15 protein-coding genes are annotated in these 16868 nt (G+C 65.8%); 12 read left to right on the forward strand and 3 right to left on the reverse strand.

The window, feature by feature from the left end; all coding sequences use genetic code 11:
* The first annotated feature begins 79 nt into the window (after positions 1 to 79).
* The 6 genes from LJ737_RS11620 (at position 80) to LJ737_RS11645 (ending at position 6069) form a co-directional block, all read left to right on the forward strand.
* Positions 80 to 553 (forward strand): KdsC family phosphatase, encoded by a 474-nt coding sequence (locus LJ737_RS11620; RefSeq protein WP_227765819.1) that lies wholly within the window; start codon positions 80 to 82, stop codon positions 551 to 553.
* A gap of 117 nt (positions 554 to 670) precedes the next feature.
* Entirely contained in the window at positions 671 to 865 is a 195-nt protein-coding gene (locus LJ737_RS11625) for a cold-shock protein (protein WP_227765821.1), read from the forward strand.
* Between the two features lie 202 nt (positions 866 to 1067).
* Positions 1068 to 1973, forward strand: a complete 906-nt coding sequence (locus LJ737_RS11630) for a geranylgeranylglycerol-phosphate geranylgeranyltransferase (RefSeq protein ID WP_227765823.1) — start codon at positions 1068 to 1070, stop codon at positions 1971 to 1973.
* Positions 1974 to 2140: 167 nt separating this feature from the next.
* Positions 2141 to 3346, forward strand: a complete 1206-nt coding sequence (locus LJ737_RS11635; RefSeq protein ID WP_227765825.1) for a BamA/TamA family outer membrane protein — start codon at positions 2141 to 2143, stop codon at positions 3344 to 3346.
* A gap of 170 nt (positions 3347 to 3516) precedes the next feature.
* Positions 3517 to 4698 carry a BamA/TamA family outer membrane protein gene (locus tag LJ737_RS11640; protein ID WP_227765827.1) on the forward strand — a complete coding sequence of 394 codons (1182 nt, stop codon included), beginning with the start codon at positions 3517 to 3519 and terminating at the stop codon, positions 4696 to 4698.
* A gap of 108 nt (positions 4699 to 4806) precedes the next feature.
* Positions 4807 to 6069 (forward strand): glycosyltransferase, encoded by a 1263-nt coding sequence (locus tag LJ737_RS11645; RefSeq protein WP_227765830.1) that lies wholly within the window; start codon positions 4807 to 4809, stop codon positions 6067 to 6069.
* On the opposite strand, the gene LJ737_RS11650 is transcribed toward LJ737_RS11645, so the two are convergent.
* From LJ737_RS11650 to LJ737_RS11660, 3 genes are all read right to left on the reverse strand, one after another.
* Entirely contained in the window at positions 5989 to 6582 is a 594-nt protein-coding gene (locus LJ737_RS11650) for a class I SAM-dependent DNA methyltransferase (protein ID WP_227765832.1), read from the reverse strand. The two genes, LJ737_RS11645 and LJ737_RS11650, sit on opposite strands and share 81 nt — an antisense overlap.
* 6 nt (positions 6583 to 6588) lie before the next feature.
* Positions 6589 to 7353: a PIG-L deacetylase family protein gene (locus LJ737_RS11655; protein WP_227765834.1), complete on the reverse strand. Its 765-nt coding sequence runs from the start codon at positions 7351 to 7353 to the stop codon at positions 6589 to 6591.
* A 65-nt stretch (positions 7354 to 7418) separates the two neighbouring features.
* A complete protein-coding gene (locus LJ737_RS11660) occupies positions 7419 to 8597 on the reverse strand; it encodes an acyl-CoA dehydrogenase family protein (protein ID WP_227765835.1) in 1179 nt (392 codons plus the stop codon).
* A 191-nt stretch (positions 8598 to 8788) separates the two neighbouring features.
* Here LJ737_RS11660 and purH point away from each other — a divergent pair, with 191 nt between their 5' ends.
* From purH to rodA, 6 genes are all read left to right on the forward strand, one after another.
* A complete protein-coding gene (purH, locus tag LJ737_RS11665) occupies positions 8789 to 10366 on the forward strand; it encodes a bifunctional phosphoribosylaminoimidazolecarboxamide formyltransferase/IMP cyclohydrolase (protein ID WP_227765837.1) in 1578 nt (525 codons plus the stop codon).
* A gap of 184 nt (positions 10367 to 10550) precedes the next feature.
* A complete protein-coding gene (locus LJ737_RS11670; protein WP_111480734.1) occupies positions 10551 to 11573 on the forward strand; it encodes a rod shape-determining protein in 1023 nt (340 codons plus the stop codon).
* 97 nt (positions 11574 to 11670) lie between these two features.
* Entirely contained in the window at positions 11671 to 12591 is a 921-nt protein-coding gene (gene mreC, locus LJ737_RS11675) for a rod shape-determining protein MreC (RefSeq protein WP_227765839.1), read from the forward strand.
* A complete protein-coding gene (locus LJ737_RS11680; RefSeq protein ID WP_227765841.1) occupies positions 12591 to 13115 on the forward strand; it encodes a hypothetical protein in 525 nt (174 codons plus the stop codon). The genes mreC and LJ737_RS11680 overlap by 1 nt, the downstream gene beginning before the upstream one ends.
* Positions 13116 to 13453: 338 nt before the next feature.
* Positions 13454 to 15301 carry a penicillin-binding protein 2 gene (mrdA, locus tag LJ737_RS11685; RefSeq protein WP_227765844.1) on the forward strand — a complete coding sequence of 616 codons (1848 nt, stop codon included), beginning with the start codon at positions 13454 to 13456 and terminating at the stop codon, positions 15299 to 15301.
* A gap of 146 nt (positions 15302 to 15447) precedes the next feature.
* A complete protein-coding gene (gene rodA / locus LJ737_RS11690) occupies positions 15448 to 16737 on the forward strand; it encodes a rod shape-determining protein RodA (RefSeq protein ID WP_227765846.1) in 1290 nt (429 codons plus the stop codon).
* The last annotated feature ends 131 nt before the right edge of the window (positions 16738 to 16868 follow it).

Raw genomic sequence — 16868 nt, forward strand, 5'->3', positions numbered from 1 at the left:
TAGGCGTTGTCGGCACGATGACACCTACCCCTTACCCTCCTTGGCGCTCGAACTATCCCATTCATTAATTCCCTGGCTTATGCCTGATTTTTCCGCCATTGAGGCCTTCGTGTTCGATGTGGACGGGGTGCTCACCGACGGCACCTTGCTGGCGCTGAGCACCGGTGAGCAGGCCCGCACCTTTCACATCCGCGACGGGTACGCCATTCGGCACGCGCTGCGCCGCGGCTACCGGGTCGTCATCATCTCGGGCCGCCAGGAGGAAGGCGTGCGCCGCCGCCTGGAGTCGCTCGACGTGACGGAAATCTACCTCGGCGTCGACGACAAGGTGCAGGTGTTCGGCGCCTGCGGCCTCGACGCGGCCCGCGTGGCCTACATGGGCGACGACATGCCCGACCTGGAGGTGATGCAGCGCTGCCGCTTGGCGGCCTGCCCCGCCGACGCCGCCGCCGACGTGCGCGCCATCAGCCAGTACGTGGCCGAGCTGCCCGGCGGGCGCGGCGCCGTGCGCGAATTAATCGAGGCCGTGATGAAGGCGCAAGGCCGTTGGTAGCATCCAATCAGGCTTCACGATTTGTTCACAACCGGCTGGTAGGAGGGGACTTGCAAGTGTGCGATATTCCGGTACATTTACCGGACATTTGTTCACCTTTCTCCTTTCCGCTTACCAATGAAAACAGGAACCGTCAAATTCTTTAATGAGTCGAAGGGCTACGGCTTCATTACGGACGAGGCAACCAAAGAAGACTTTTTCGTGCACATCACCGGCCTCAACGGGCTGCAGGTGCAGCAGCACGACCGCGTCGAGTTCGAGACGCGCGAAGGCCGCAAGGGTATCAACGCCGTTAACGTAAAGAAAGTCTGAGCGACACCTCTACTCTACCCCTGACACTATCCACATGAGCAAAAGCCCCCGTCGCGCCGCGGCGGGGGCTTTTTTCGGCTCGTTGGGGCGGGGCAGCGTCCGGCAGCCGTAGCTTTGCGCCGCGGCCCGGCGCCCCGCCGGCTGCACGTTGCCCTTCCTGCCGCGCGTGGCGCGCCGGGGGCTTTTCTCGTTACGTATGTCTATGCCCGTGAATACTGCTGTGGCGCCGGAGCCGGCCGGTCCGCTGGCCCGCTGGGTGCAGCTGGCCCGGCTCGTGCGCCTGCCCAACCTGCTCATCATCGTGCTGACGATGACGCTGACGCAGGCCTGCCTGCTGGCGCCCGAGCGGCCCCTGCCGGCCCTGCTCGACGTGCGTTTCGGGCTGGTGGTGCTGGCCACGGTGTGCGTGGCGGCCGCGGGCTACATCATCAACGACTACTACGACGTGAAAATCGACGCCATCAACCGGCCCGGCACGCTGGTGGTGGGGCAGGCCGTGGGCCGGCGCTCGGCCATGATGGCGCACCTGGTGCTGTCGTTCGAAGGGGTGGTGGTGGCCGGGGCCATGAGCCGCGTGGTGGGGCTGGTGACGGCGGGGGCGGCCCTGCTGCTGTGGGGCTATTCGGCTCGTTTTAAGCGCTTGGCCCTGCTCGGCAACCTCAGCATTGCCGTCCTCACGGCGGCTTCGGTGCTGGTGCCCGAACTGCTGCGGCGCACCGGCTCGGCGGCGGTGTGGGCCTACGCGCTGGCGGCCTTTCTGCTGACGGTGGTGCGCGAGATTATCAAGGACATCGAGGACCTGCGCGGCGACGCCCAGCACGGCTGCCGCACGCTGCCCATCGTGGCCGGCGTGGCGCGCAGCAAGTGGGTGGCGGGCGCATTTCTGGTGATGATGATGATCCTGGTCGGCGGGGCCGTGCTGGCGGCCTTCGGCGAAGGGGCCTGGCGTCTGGCCCTCTGGCTGCTGGGCGCCGTGCTGGGCCCAAGTGTGGTGCTGGGCCGGCAACTGCTGCGCGCCGACCGCCGCCGCGACTTCGCCCGCCTCAGCCTGCTCTGCAAGCTGGTGATGCTCGGCGGCGTGCTTTCGATGCTGGTGCTGGGACGCTAGATAGGAGATTGGCAAGACGCCGGATTGCACTGGCGGGGCAAGTGCGCCGGCCGGCGTGGCAACCGCAACGCCCGTCGGGCCGTTAGCGAAACGTTGCCCGCACACTTGCGCCGGCCAAGGTGGTCGGCGCAAGTGTGCCGTCAGCGGATTCCACACCTATCTTGCTCATGCCCCTCCGCTACCGTTCACTGCTGGCCGGCGGCCTGCTGCTGTTGTCAGCCGCCGCCTACGCCCAAGACACGCCGTCCCCGCCACCTGGCGAAACCCCGCCGGCCGACCGGGCAACCTTGGACAACCGCCCCGCTTCGCCGAATCCCACCGATCCGCGCCCGCCCAAGGACCCGCGCGACAAGCCCAGCTTTATTCCGGCGCCGGTGCTCTTCTACGAGCCCGAAACTGGGGCCGCGGCCGGCGTCACGTTTCTGCCCACCTGGCGGCACGGCCGCGACACCACCGTGCGCAAGTCCAACGGCCGCATCGGCGGCTGGTACTCGCAGAAAAAGCAGCTCAACCTGCAGATTTCGCACACCATCTTCACCCGGCAGGAGCGCTACCTCGTCAGCGGCGACATTCTGTATTACGACTACCCGATTTTCTTCTATGGAATCGGCAACAACACCGACATCGACGACGAAAGCGAAATCAGCTACAAGCTGCTTATTCTGCAGCAGCGCGGGCTGAAGAGCTTCCGTCGCCACTGGTTTGCCGGCCTGACCTACCGCCTCACCGACGCGCGCAGCATCAAGGCCGACAAGCCCCTTGACAACGAAAACGACGGCCCCAACCAGCTGCTGCTGCTCGACGAGCGGCAGCGCCAGCACACCACCGTGTCGGGCCTGGGTCCGGCTGTGGTGCACGACGGCCGCGACAACATTTTGAGCACTTTCCGCGGGCATTACCTCGATTTGCAGGCCCTGTTCAATGCGAAGGGCCTTGGCAGCGACTACACCTTCACCCGCTACACCCTCGACGCCCGCCACTTTCAGCCGGTGGGCTCGAACCGCACCATCTGGGCCTCGCAGCTGTACGGGCAATTTCACAACGGCACGGTGCCCTTCCGCGAACTGGCCAACCTCGGCGGGGTAAGCCTGCTGCGTGGCATCTACGAGGGCCGCTTCCGCGACCGGCAACTCGTTGCCCTGCAGACCGAACTGCGCCACCACCTGTTTTGGCGCATCAACGTGGCCGGCTTCGTGGGCGCGGGGCAGGTGGCCCGGCACCTCGATGATTTCGGCTCCAGGTTCAACGTGGCCGGCGGCGCCGGGGTGCGCTTCCAGTTCAACCGCCGCGACCGAATCAACATTCGCCTCGACTACGGCGTGGGCTCGGGGGGCAGCTCGGGGCTGTACTTCGGCGTCAACGAAGCGTTCTAGCCTAAAGTCAGGCGCTGGACCGGCAAAATGGGCGCTTTACCTGAAAAGCCCGGGGCATTGGCGGAACAATAAAGTCTGATCTACTCGACAATTCGCGGGTGGAGAGTAGGATAATCTGCGCAGTAATCTGGTACATTTAGCAGCCGTCCGATGTGGGCGGCTGCTTTTTTATGCCGCTACCGAATCGGTTTTCGCTCCTCGCACTGGCTGGCCTGTTGGCCGCCGGTCCTGCCGCCCTGGCCCAGACCACCCCGCCTACCACTACCGCCGAAACGCCGGCCGACGCCCCGGCGCCGCAAGCCCCGCGGAAAGCCCGGCGGGTGAAAGTTGCGGCCTTGCCCATCGTGTTTTCGCAGCCCGAAACCGGCATTGCCTACGGCGCGGCCGTGCTGCCGGTGTGGCGCTTCGGGCAGGATACGCTCACGCGCAGCTCCAATGCCCGCTTGCTCGGCTACTACACCCAGCGCAAGCAGTCAAGCATGTCCTTGACTTATAATGTTTTTACGCCCCAGGAGAAGTATATTCTCAGCGGCGAGGCGTTTTACTTCAACTTCCCTTACTACTACTACGGCACCGGCAACGACACCCGCAAAGCCGAGAAAAGCGACATTTCCTACAAGGTCGTCATCGTCACGCAGCGGGTGCTCAAGAAGATTCGCCCGCACACCTTCGCCGGCCTGAGCTTCCGCCTCACCGACCTGCACCACGTCCGCCTCGACGACGACTCCACCGACGACCGCACCCGGCCCAACCTGCTGCTGCTGCGCGACCCGCGCGAGCGACAAACCACCATTACCTCGGGCCTGGGCCCCGTGTTTCTCTACGACAGCCGCGACAACGTGCTCAGCAGCTACCGCGGCAGTTACCTCGAAACCAGCGCCCTGGTGATGGGCCCATACCTGGGCAGCGACAACCGCTTCACCCGCCTGCTGCTCGACGCGCGCCACTTCCGGCCCTTGCGCAAGAACAGCACCCGCACCGTGCTGGCCGGGCAGGTGCAGGCGCAGTTCAACGTCGGCGGGCACGTGCCCTTCCGCGAACTGGCCAACCTCGGCGGCGAAAAAATGCTGCGCGGCATCTACGAAGGCCGTTTCCGCGACCGGCAAATGGTGGCCGCGCAGCTGGAGCTGCGCCAGCAGCTGTTCTGGCGCCTGGGCGGGGTGGTGTTCGGGGCCGCCGGGCAGGTGCACGACCGGCTCGGGCAGTTCCGCCCCAACGACTTCAACGTGGCCGGGGGCGCGGGCCTGCGCATTGCCGTCAACCGCGCCGACCGCCTTGCCATCCGCATCGATTACGCTGTGGGCTCGGGGCAGTCGAGCGGGCTGTATTTCGCCTTCAACGAGGCGTTTTAGCCGCACTGGTCCAAGGCGACGCCAGAGTCGGCTCGGCGGTAAGTACGGATTTCAGCCGGAGCTTCGGGAGAAATACAGCCACTGCTGCGCTCAATACGTACCGGCGGTATGACGTTGCCGCTACCTTATCGTTTTTTCGAGGCTGCCGGACCGGCCGCGCCGCTTGCCGCTGCGGTGTTGGTCATTCCGCCGCCCGCGCCGGAGCTGGAAATCTGCGTGATTATTCCGGCCAAGGACGAAGCCGAGGCCCTGCCCGCCACGCTGGCGGCACTGGCCGCCCAGCTCGATGTCCAGGGGCGGCCGCTGAGCCCGGGCAGCTTCGAAGTCATCGTGCTGGCCAACAACTGCAGCGACGACACGGCGGCCGTGGCCCGCGCCGCCGGGCGGCGGCACCCGCAGCTGCGCCTGCACGTGCTCGACGTCCGCCTGCCCAAGGCCGAGGCGCACGTGGGCCGGGCCCGCCGCCTGCTCATGGACGAGGCCGCCCGCCGCTTGGAGCTGGCCGGACGGCCCTGCGGCATTATTGCCTCCACCGACGCCGATACCCGCGTGGCCCCCGATTGGCTGGCGGCCCTGCAGCGGGAATTTGCCGCCGGCGCCGACGCGGTGGGCGGCCGCATCCTGCCGCACGCGCCCGCCGGCTGCCCTGCGCGCCGGTTGCACCTGTGTGATGCCGCTTACCGCCTAGGGCTGGCTCGGCTGGAGCACCTGCTCGACCCCAATGCCGCCGACCCTTGGCCGCGCCACCACCAGCACTTCGGCGGCAGCCTGGCGCTGACGGCCGCGGCTTACCGCCACGTGGGCGGCCTGCCCGCGGTGCCCTACCTCGAAGACGAAGCGCTGTGGCAACTGCTGCTGCGCCACGAGCTGCGCTTGCGCCACAGCCCGTTGGTGCGCGTGCACACCTCGGCGCGGCAGCAGGGGCGGGTGGCCGTGGGCCTCTCGTGGCAGCTGCGCACCTGGGCCGAGGACGCCGCCGCGGGCCGCGAGCCGCTGGCCGAGCACCCGCTGCGCCTGGCGGCCGAATGGCAGCTGCGACGGCAGTTGCGCCGGGCGTGGCAGCAGGGCCGTGCCGGGGCCCGGCTAACGTCAGCCGAAGGCCGGGCCTTGGCGGTCGAGCTGGCCGTGGCCCCGGCCAAGCTGCGGCAGCTGTTGCAGACGGCCCGTTTCGGCCTGCTGTGGGAGACGCTGCGCCCAGCAGCCGTGGAGCGGTGGCGGGCGCAGTGGCCGCCGTTGCCGCTGACGGCCGCGCGGGCGGCCTTGCAGCCGCTGCTGCGGGCCGCCGAAGCCTCAGCGGCGGGCCAGCAGATCGAGCCGGTACTGTTCCGCGCGGTGCCCGTGCAAGTGGCGCAGCGGGCCGGCGGCGGCTAGCCCGAGAAAGTAGTCGTGCACCTCGTCGCCGGTGAGCGGGTAGTCGTGAACTGCCGGCGTCCAGTGCACGAGCAACAGTTGCCCGCCGGGTGGTAGCGCATCAATCATCAATGCGGCGGCGCGCTGCAGCGTGGGCAGGTCCCAGTAGTACCCCACTTCCGACACCAGAATCAGGTCGAACGGCCCGGGAGGAAACTCGTCGGGCACGGCCAGGCAGCGCAGCTCTACCTGCGGCAGATTGGCGCACCGCTGCCGGGCCCGGGCCAGTGCCGCTTCCGCCACGTCGACGGCCAGCAAGTGCCCGCAGCGCGAAGCCAGCTGAGCCGTGAGCACCCCCAGGGAGCAGCCAATTTCAAAAGCCCGGGCGTAATGCGGCGCCGGCAGGGCGGCCAGCGTGTCGGCGTACTTGGCGTGCTCGTAGGGGCTGGTTTCGAATTGCCAAGGGTCGTCGTTGGCCTGGTAGACCTCGTCGAAGTAAGCGGCGCCGAGCGTGTGGGGTTGGTTGGGGTTCATGCGGAACTAGCGGGCAGTGGAGGCCACGGGCAGGGCCTCGAAGTAGGTTTCGAAGGGCTGGGCGAAATGGGCCAGCATGTCGGGGCTAAGCTGAAAACCGCTGGGGTCGTCGTCGATTAGGTTCGTCAGCTGGGAGCGGTGCGCTTGGATGGCGCGCTGCTTGCGGGCCAGCACCGGGCCGATATCGAGCCGCCAGCCTTGTACTTCGTGCGGGCGGGGCAGATCGGTCGGGGCGGCGCGCTGCCAGGCCCACACCACGTATTCGAGCTGGCGCGGCGGGGCGGTCAACTTAGCCAAGGCCGCCTGGGCCAACGCATAGGTGGCGCGGTGGTCGGGGTGCGGGTCGCGGCGCCAGGGCAGCAGCAGCGTCTGGGCTTGCTGCTCGTGCAGCCAGTGGCTGAGGCGGGCGGCGGCTTCGGCAAAGCCCGGCTGGCCGGGGCCGTGCGGCGCCGCGCCGTCGGGCAGATTCACGGTCAGCAGCGCGTCGTCGGCCACGCCCAGCTCCCGCAAGGCCAGCCGCAGCTCCTGCTCCCGCAGCTGCCGCCGCGCCGCCGGCGGAAAGCGCACCGAGTGCGGGTGCGACATCGTGCCGTCGGTAATCAGCGCCACGCTTACTGGCTGGTGCGCCTGCCGCAGCAGGGCCAGCAGCCCCCCGCAGCCCAGGGACTCGTCGTCGGGGTGGGGCACCAGGATGGCGGTGGGGCCGAGGGTGGCGGCGTAAGCGGCGGGGCGCAGCGGGAGGTCGAGCAGGGCGGTGGGGCGGGCGGACATGGGGCGGGGCAGCGCGGGCGGTGGACCCGCAAAAAGCGCAGAAGAGTGGGTGGCGGGCGCGGAGGTTATTCCGATTGCCAGAGCTGGGCGGCGGGCTCGGCGCGACTGAGGGCAAAGCGGCCCACGTCGGCCAGGGCGGCGTCGGGGGCGGGCTGGCGCAGGTAGTGCGTCAGGTCGCGGTGCAGGCGCTCCAGCGGGTGGGGACGCAGCAGGCCGCGGGCGCCCACGCTGCGCTCGGCCAGCTGCAGCACGCGCAGGCAAATGTCTTCGATGGCGGTGCGCACCATGTTGGCGTAAGCCACAATGCTTTCGGCCTGGGCTTCTTCCTGCCCGGGAGCCGGGTAGCGGGCGGCGGTGCCCGTTAGCCACAGCTGCCCGCTTTCCACCAGCAAGGCCATTTCGCCCAAGCGCTGGCGCTGATACGGGTCGTCGGTGCGGCCCAGGCCGCGCAAGAAGCTGCGGGTGGCGTCGAGCACGGCTGCGGCCCCGCCCAACTGCACGGCCGCGAAACGCACCGCCCCGCCGCTAAACCAGGGCTGGCGGTAATAGTCGCCGGGCGGGCCGATGAGGTCGGCAGAACCGACTTCCAACCCGGTTAGGTCGACGCGGAAGCTGGCCGTGGCACGCATGCCCAAGGGCTGCCAGAACGAAGGGTCGAGCGTGGGCCGCTGCGCGTCGGTGGGCAACACGAACAGCTGCCAGCCGCCGTCGGGCAGCGCACCGGTGATGAGTGGACGCGTAAGCTGGCCGGCGCCCGAGCCGAAGGTTTTGCTGCCGCGCAGGCGGTAGCGGCCGCCCGGCAGCGGCTCCAGGTGCACGCCGTCCTGGGCCTCGGTATTCCATACGCCGAACAGGTGGCCGGCTTGGGCGTCGGCCGCGTAGCGCTGCAACTGCTCCTGGGTGCCAAACCGCTCGATGAGCTGCAGGGCATTCAGGTGGCCTTCGTACACGCGCCCCACGGCTAGGTTGCCGGCGCCGATGTGCTGCAAGACTTGCAACTGCTCGGCCAGGTGCGCGGGCTGGTTCAGACCGGCCCCGCCGAGGGCCGTCGGCAACCCGGCCGTCAGCAACCCGGCTTCGTGCAGCCAATCAAACTCGGCCCGCGGAAACCCGCCTTCGTGGTCGGACTGCGGGGCGTGGGCAAACAGGCGAGGAGTAAGCTGAGCGGCGGCGGCCACGGCGGCAGCCGGTAGCAGGGGGCCGGCTGCTTCGGGAGCAGCTGGCCAAGCGAGGGAAATACTCATGGATGGCGGCAACTACGGAGCAACTCTGCTCCGACTACGCAGTACGGCGCCGCCGGGCAAAGGGCTACACCGCGCCGCCGCCAGCGCTCCGTACTCCGGGCGTAACAATTCGGTAACATGGCCCGGGCCGCCCCTCCCGGCGGTAGGGGCTACCTTCGCAGCGCGTTTCACCCCCAAACCTTTCGTTTGCCATGAGTTCGTCCCCGTCGCCCGCCACCCTGGAAACGGCCACCGCCGAGCGTCTGCCCATCCGCGGCGCCCTGGTTTCCGTGTACTACAAAGACCGGCTGGAGCCGCTGGTGCGCCTGCTGCAGCAGCACGGTGTGCAGATGTTTTCCACCGGCGGCACCTTGAAGTTCATTCAGGAACTTGGTGCCGACGTGACGGCCGTGGAAACGCTGACCGGCTTTCCGGAGGTGTTTGGCGGCCGCGTGAAAACCCTGCACCCCAAGGTGTTCGGCGGCATTCTGCACCGCCGCCACGATCTGGGCGACTTGCAGCAGGCCGAGCAGCACCAGATTCCGCCCATCGACCTGGTTATCGTCGATTTGTACCCCTTCGAGGAAACGGTGGCCAGCGGCGCCGCGGAAGCCGACGTCATCGAGAAAATCGACATCGGCGGCATCAGCTTGTTGCGCGCCGCCGCCAAAAACTACCGCGACGTGCTGGTCGTGAGCAGCCGCGAGCAGTATGCCGCCGTCACGGAATTGCTGGAAGCCCAGAACGGGGCCACCACCTTGGAGCAGCGCCGCCACTACGCCGCCGCCGCCTTCCAGCAGACCTCGCACTACGACACGCACATCTTCAACTACCTCGCCCAGGGCACCGACGTGGCCGGCGCGGCGCTGAAAATCAGCGAAGGGCCCGCCACGCCGCTGCGCTACGGCGAAAATCCCCACCAGCAGGGCACCTTCTACGGCGACCTGTCGGCCCTGTTCGAGCAGCTGCACGGCAAGCAGCTCAGCTACAACAACCTAGTGGACGTAGACGCGGCCGTGCTGCTGATGCAGGAATTCCAGGACGGGCAGCCCGCCGTGGCCATTCTCAAGCACACCAACGCCTGCGGCGTGGCCCAGGCCGGTACCTTGCACCAGGCCTACCTCAACGCCCTGGCCTGTGACCCGATTTCGGCCTTCGGCGGGGTCATCATCGTCAACAAGGAAGTGGACCTGGCCACCGCCGAGGAGCTGAACAAGCTGTTCTTCGAGGTGCTCATCGCGCCGGGCTTCGCCGCCGATGCCCTGCCGGTGCTGCAAAGCAAGAAAAACCGCATTCTGCTGCGCCAGAAGCCGGTGCAGTTCCCGCAGAAGCAGGTAAAAACCCTGCTCAACGGCTTCGTGGAGCAGGACTTCGACCGCGTGGTGGAAGGCCGCAACGAATTCCGCACCGTGACGGAAACCGCGCCCTCGGCCGAGGAAGTGGAGGCGCTGGAATTCGCGCTGAAAGTGTGCAAGCACACCAAGAGCAACACCATCGTGCTGGCCAAGGCCGGGCAGCTGCTGGCTTCCGGCGTGGGGCAGACCTCGCGGGTGGATGCGTTGAAGCAGGCCATTGAAAAGGCCAACTCCTTCGGCTTCGACCTGCAGGGCGCCGTTATGGCCTCCGACGCCTTCTTCCCCTTCCCCGACTGCGTGGAAATTGCCGGTGCCGCCGGCATCCGCGCGGTGGTGCAGCCCGGCGGCTCCATCAAGGACCAGGACAGCATCGATGCCTGCAACCGCCTGGGCATGGCCATGGTGCTGACCGGCGTGCGGCACTTTAAGCACTAAGTTGCCAGGATCTTAGCGAAATCCGGACCCGGCCGTATACTAGCGGCCGGGTCCGCTGCGTTTAGCGCGCTTCTCTTTGCCCAGTACAAAATGAATGGGTTGGGCTTCGGCAAAGGATGCTTACCTTTGCGCACCTTTTTGCAACGCCAAAACCGGCGCTGATTTTTTCACTTGCCGCTACTCCATGGGGTTCTTCAATTTCACCAGCGACATTGCCATCGACTTGGGTACGGCCAATACGCTGATCATCCACAACGATAAAATCGTGGTCGATGAGCCCAGCATTATTGCCAAAGACCGTACGACCAACAAGGTCATTGCCGTGGGCCGGCAAGCGCAGCAAATGCACGAGAAGACCCACGATAACATCAAAACCATCCGCCCGCTGAAGGACGGCGTCATTGCCGACTTCCACGCCGCCGAGGAAATGCTCAAGGGGCTGATTCGGATGGTGAATACCGGCACGCGGCTGTTTCAGCCTTCGCACCGCATGGTTATCTGCATCCCGTCGGGCATCACCGAAGTGGAAAAGCGCGCCGTGCGTGACTCCGCCGAGCACTCCGGGGCCAAGGAAGTGTGGATGATTCAGGAGCCCATGGCCGCCGCCATCGGCATCGGCATCGACGTGGAGCAGCCCGTGGGCTCGATGATCATCGACATCGGCGGCGGGACCACCGAAATTGCGGTTATCGCGCTGTCGGGCATCGTCTGCGACCAGTCTATCAAGACGGCCGGCGACGTGTTCAACCAGGACATTCTCGATTACATGCGCCGGCAGCACAACCTGCTCATCGGCGAGCGGAGCGCGGAGCGCATCAAAATCGAGGTGGGCGCGGCCCTGACGGAGCTGGAAAACACCCCGCCCGACTACGAAGTGCGCGGCCGCGACCTGATGACCGGCATTCCGAAGGTTATCAAGGTGACCTCGGCCGAAATTGCCATTGCCCTGGACAAGTCGGTGGCCAAAATCGAGGAAGCCGTGCTCAAGGCCCTGGAAATTGCCCCGCCCGAGCTGTCGGCCGACATCTACGACAACGGCATTCACCTGACGGGCGGCGGCGCCCTGCTGCGCGGCCTCGACCGGCGCCTGGCGGCCAAAACCAAGCTGCCCGTGCACGTGCCCGAAGACCCGCTGCGCGCCGTGGTGCGCGGCACCGGCGCCGCCATCAAGAACATCACCGGTTTCCGCAGCGTCCTGTTATCCTAAGAAGTGAGACGGTGAGACATGAGAAGTGGGATGGACGACCGGTTACGGAGTCGGCTGTCCCGCTTCTCATGTCTCATTTTCTCATGTCGCTCCGCCCATGCGTAATCTGCTCGACTTTCTGTACCGCTACCGGGGTGCCCTGGTATTTGCGTTGCTGGAAGTCATCAGCATGGTGCTCTTTATCCGCAACAGCGCCTACCAGCGGGCGGCGTTCTTCAATTCCTCGAACGCCTACATCGGCCGGGTACTGGAAGTGCGCACGCAGATCTACGACTACTTCAGCCTCGCCGACAAAAACCGGGCGCTGGCGGCCGAAAACGCCCGCCTGCGCCAGCAGCTGTACCCCGCCGACCTAGCCGCCCGCATGCCCGACTCCTTGGCCGCCCCCGGCGACACCACCGGCCTGCGCCTGCGGGCCGATACGCTGCGGCTGGGCCTGCGCCCCATGCCCACGCGCTTGGCGGGCAGCCCGCTGATTCCGGCCCGCGTCATCAACCAGACCCTGCGCCGCGTGGACAACTACCTGACCCTGAACGTGGGTACCCAGCAGGGCGTGCTGCCGGGCATGGGCGTGTTGTCGGCCGCCGGCGTGGTGGGCCGGGTGCGGCAGGTGAGCGAGCATTACGCCACGGTGACGTCGGTGCTGCACTCCAAAACCAACCTCTCGGCCAAGATCCGGCGCGACGGCACCTTCGGCACCATCAAGTGGCTGGGCGAAGATCCTACCCACGCCCTGCTTGACTACATTCCGCGCCAAAACAAGCTGGTCACGGGCGACACCATCGTCACCTCGGGTTACAACCAGGTGTTTCCGGAGGGCGTGCTCATCGGCACGGTGGACTACTTCACCAAGGAGCCGGACAAAAACTTCTGGACGGTGCGCGTGAAGCTGGCCGCCAATTTCTCGAACCTGACCTACGTGTACGTGGTGGGGACCCCGCCCCGCGCCGCCGAGCGCGACACGTTGGAAAACCGCTCGGGCCTGCGCGCCCCCGAGCAGGAAGGAGGCAAACCGTAATGGGTAGTGCGCTGCAATTGCTGCTTCAGGCCGCCCGCTTCCTGCTCTACGCCGCCGTGCACGTGCTGCTCATCAGCCGCCTGCAGCTCTTCGACGTGGGCTGGTGCTTTTTCTACCTGGGCTTCCTCTTGTTCCTGCCCATTGCCACGCCCATCGTGGTGATGCTGGCCGTGAGCTTCCTGATGGGTTTCTCGATGGACCTGTTCTACGACACCGGCGGCCTGCACGCGGCGGCGGCCGTGCTGCTGGGTTATTTGCGCCCCTGGGTGCTGCGCCTGCTCACGCCACGCGACGGGTACGAACCCCAGGACTCGGTGAACATCCACCAGATGGGCTGGCAGTGGTTTGCGCTGTATTTGACCTTGCTGGTGAGCATTCACCACTTCGTATTCTTTTTCCTGGAGCTGGGCTCGTTTTCGGCCATCGGCCTGACCTTGCTAAAGATCCTGGCCAGCACGCTGTTTACGGGCGTGACCATGCTCATCGTGCAGCTGCTGCTGTTCCCGGCCCGGCGCCGGCGGTAGGGGCAGAACAACCTGGAAAGAGCGCCATGCAGAGGCGCAGCCGAAGCATCTTGCGGGCTGACAGCAGATACTAATGTCATGCTTCGACAAGCTCAGCATGACGTTTTTTTTAAGTCTTCCGGGCACCACATCATGCCTCGGCTACGCTCGACATGACGGTCTTTGTTCTATTGCCGAACCTGTTTGACCTGAGCGGGAGCAAAATGCGCGCCCGCGTTGTTGCGGGGGCGACGGACGGGTGAAACGGTTGGGAACGTAGGGATAACGCCACGGTGGTGGTACCTTTGCGGGCTGATTGCACCCGGGGCAGTCTACTCACCTTCAGTTCGTAACGCGTCTTGCAGTACTTAGAAGGCCGCAAATTTGTCGTGCTGGGCATTTTCCTGGCGGTGGCGGTGGTGTTTGCGGTGCGGCTCTTCCACATTCAGGTGCTCGACGGCAGCTACAAGCTGGCCGCCGACAAGAACACCCTGCAGCGCATCGTGCAGGTGCCCTACCGCGGCGTCATCTACGACCGCAACGGCAAGATTTTGGTGCAGAACACGCCGGTGTACGACCTGATGGTCATCCCGCGCGAAGTGAAGAAGCTCGATACGGCCCGCTTCTGCCAACTCTTGCAGATGCCGGTGCAGGAGCTGCGCGATGGGCTGAAAGCGGCCAAAATCTACTCCCGCGTTAAGGCCTCGCCGCTGGTGCAGAACCTGAGCACCCCCGAGCTGGCGGCCATTCAAGACAACCTCATCGACTTTCCGGGCTTCAGCGTGAAGCCGCGCATGGCCCGCTCGTACCAGACGCAGAACATGGCCCACGCCCTGGGCTACGTGGGGCCGGTGTCGCCGACCATGCTGGAAAAGCCCAAGTACGCCAAGTACGTGCCCGGCGACTTTCTCGGCATCAGCGGCATCGAGTCGTACTACGAAAAGGAGCTGATGGGCCGGCGCGGGGTGCAGTACCGCATGGTCAATGTGCGCGGCATCGAGAAAGGCGCCTTCCGCGACGGGGAGTTCGACACGCTCTCGGTAGCCGGGCAGGATTTGCACCTGAGCATCGACCCGGAGCTGCAGAAGTACGGCGAGTACCTGATGCAGGGCAAAAAAGGCTCGGTGGTGGCCATCGACCCCAAGACCGGCGAAATCCTGGCCTTTGTCTCGGCCCCGTCGTTCGACCCGGCCATGCTCACGGGCAAAGGCTCGGGCAACCGCTACATGGAGCTGCTGCGCGACACGGCCCGGCCGCTGTTCGACCGCCCGCTGGCGGCGGCCTACTCGCCGGGCTCGGTGTTTAAGCTGGTGAACGAGGCCATTGCCTTGCAGGAAGGCGTGGTAACGCCCTACACCGGTTTTCCGTGCAACTGGAAGCTGGTGCGCTGCACCCACCGCCACGAGTACCCGGCCAACCTCACCATTGCCACCAAGAACAGCTGCAACCCCTACTTCTACCAGGTGATGTTTGCCACGGTGCGCCAGGGCCGCTCGCCCAGCAAGTACGAGGATGTGGCCCTGGGCCTGGCCGACTGGCGCAAGCACGTGACCTCCTTCGGGCTGGCGCAGCACCTGGAAGTGGATTTGCCCGGGGAGCGGATGGGCCTGATACCTTCGCCCGCCTTCTACGACAAGCGCTACGGGCACCACCGCTGGACCTACAAAACCATCTACTCGCTGAGCATCGGGCAGGGCGAAATTCAGGTGACGCCGCTGCAGATGGCCAACCTGATGTGCATTTTCGCCAACCGCGGCTACTACTACGCCCCGCACTTCGTGCGCTCAGTAGGCAACCGCGGGCCCCTCTCGCGCTACCGGCAGCGCCACTACACCAGCGTCGACAGCAGCCACTTCAACGCCATCATCCCGGGCATGCAGGCGGTGGTCGACGGCCGCGGCGGCACCGGCAACCTGGCTTCCCTGCTCGACGTGGGCATTTCGGTGGCGGGCAAGACGGGTACCGTGCAGAACTACCACGGCGAGGACCACGCCACCTTCGCCGCCTTCGCCCCGGCCAACGACCCCAAAATTGCCATTTCCGTGTTCATCGAAAACGCTGGCTTCGGCGGCTCCTCGGCCGCTCCGCTGGCCGGCCTGATGATGGAAAAGTATTTGCGCGGCAAAGTAGCCCCCTGGCGCCACCGCTGGGAAGAGTGGCTGCCCGGCCCGGCGGATCGATTTATCACGCGCCGACACCGGCGGTAACATGAATAGACGTCTGTCATCCTGAGCGCAGCGAAGGACCTTATCACCGCAGAACGACAGGCGTCAGGTAGTCACCAGCCCGCGTGATAAGGTCCTTCGCTGCGCTCAGGATGACCGTTCCGCGTAGCTCTTAATCCCCCGTTGCCTTGAACCAGGTTCGTTACAGCCGCAGCATCGATTGGGTCACCTTCTTCATCTACCTCGCAATGGTAGGAGTGGGGCTGCTCAACGTGTACGCCGCCTCGTACTCGGCCGACGTGCCGTTTTCGCGCGTGTTTTCGGCTGACTGGAGCGGGCTGATGGCCTTCAACTGGTTTAAGCAGCTGGTCTGGCTCGGGGTGGCGGTGCTGCTCATCATGGTGCTGCTCGTCATCGACTACAAGGCCTACGACACCTTTGCCTACGTGCTCTACGGGGGCATGATTGCCTTGCTGCTCGTCACCTTGGTCATTGCGCGGCCTATTGCGGGTTCCCGCTCCTGGCTGGAACTAGGCCCCATGCGCCTGCAGCCGGCCGAGTTTGCCAAGTTCACGACGGCCCTGGCCGCCTCGCGCTTTATGGCGGGCATCAACCTGCGCCAGCAGGCCTTCAAGCAGCAACTAGTGCTGGCGGGCCTTACGCTGCTGCCCCCGCTGCTCATCATTTCCTCCAACGAAACCGGGCAGGCGCTGGTATTCGGAGCCTTTCTGCTGGCCTACTTCCGCGAGGGCATGTCGCCGCTGATTCTGCTGGTGCTGGCCGCGGCGGGCCTCGTGCTCATTCTCTCGCTGCTGGTGCCCAAGCTCTGGCTGGTGGGCGCTTTCACGGTGATTCTGGCCCTAGTGCTGGTGCTGAACCCGCGGGTGCTGCGCCACCATTTGCCGCTGGCGGCGGGCGTCTACGCGGTGGTGCTGGGCATGGTGTTCGGCGTCGATTTCTTCTACAACAACGTGCTGCAGCCCCACCAGCAGAAGCGCATCGAAGTGCTCTTGAACCCCTCGGCCGACCCGCTGGGTGTGGGCTGGAACGTGACGCAGTCCAAAATTGCCATCGGCTCGGGCGGCCTCGCGGGCAAGGGCTTCCTCGAGGGCACCCAGACGCGCTTCGACTTCGTGCCCGAGCAGAGCACCGACTTCATTTTCTGCACAGTGGGGGAGGAGTGGGGCTGGCTGGGCACCATGACGGTCATCGGGCTCTTCATGGCCCTGATTTTTCGCGTCATCTTCGTGGCCGAGCGGCAGAAATCGGTGTTTGGTCGCACCTACGGCTACTGCGTGGCCAGCATCATCTTCTTCCACTTCTGCGTCAACATCGGCATGACCATCGGGCTGGCGCCGGTGGTGGGCATTCCGCTGCCGTTCTTCTCGTACGGCGGCTCCTCCTTGTGGTCGTTTACCATCCTGCTCTTCATCCTGCTGGCCATCGACGCCTACCGCAAGCAGGACTTGGTGCGCTAAAAGATGAAATTGTGAGCTAGCGGGTTGTGAAATGGCGCGTTTATCGTGCTATTTCGATCTGAAGTCGGCCCCGCCACAATTCACCACTTCGCCTTTCGCAATTTCACCACTTGCCGCGCGCCGCGAATGGG

It is taken from the genome of Hymenobacter sp. 15J16-1T3B (assembly GCF_020711235.1).
Taxonomy (GTDB): domain Bacteria; phylum Bacteroidota; class Bacteroidia; order Cytophagales; family Hymenobacteraceae; genus Solirubrum.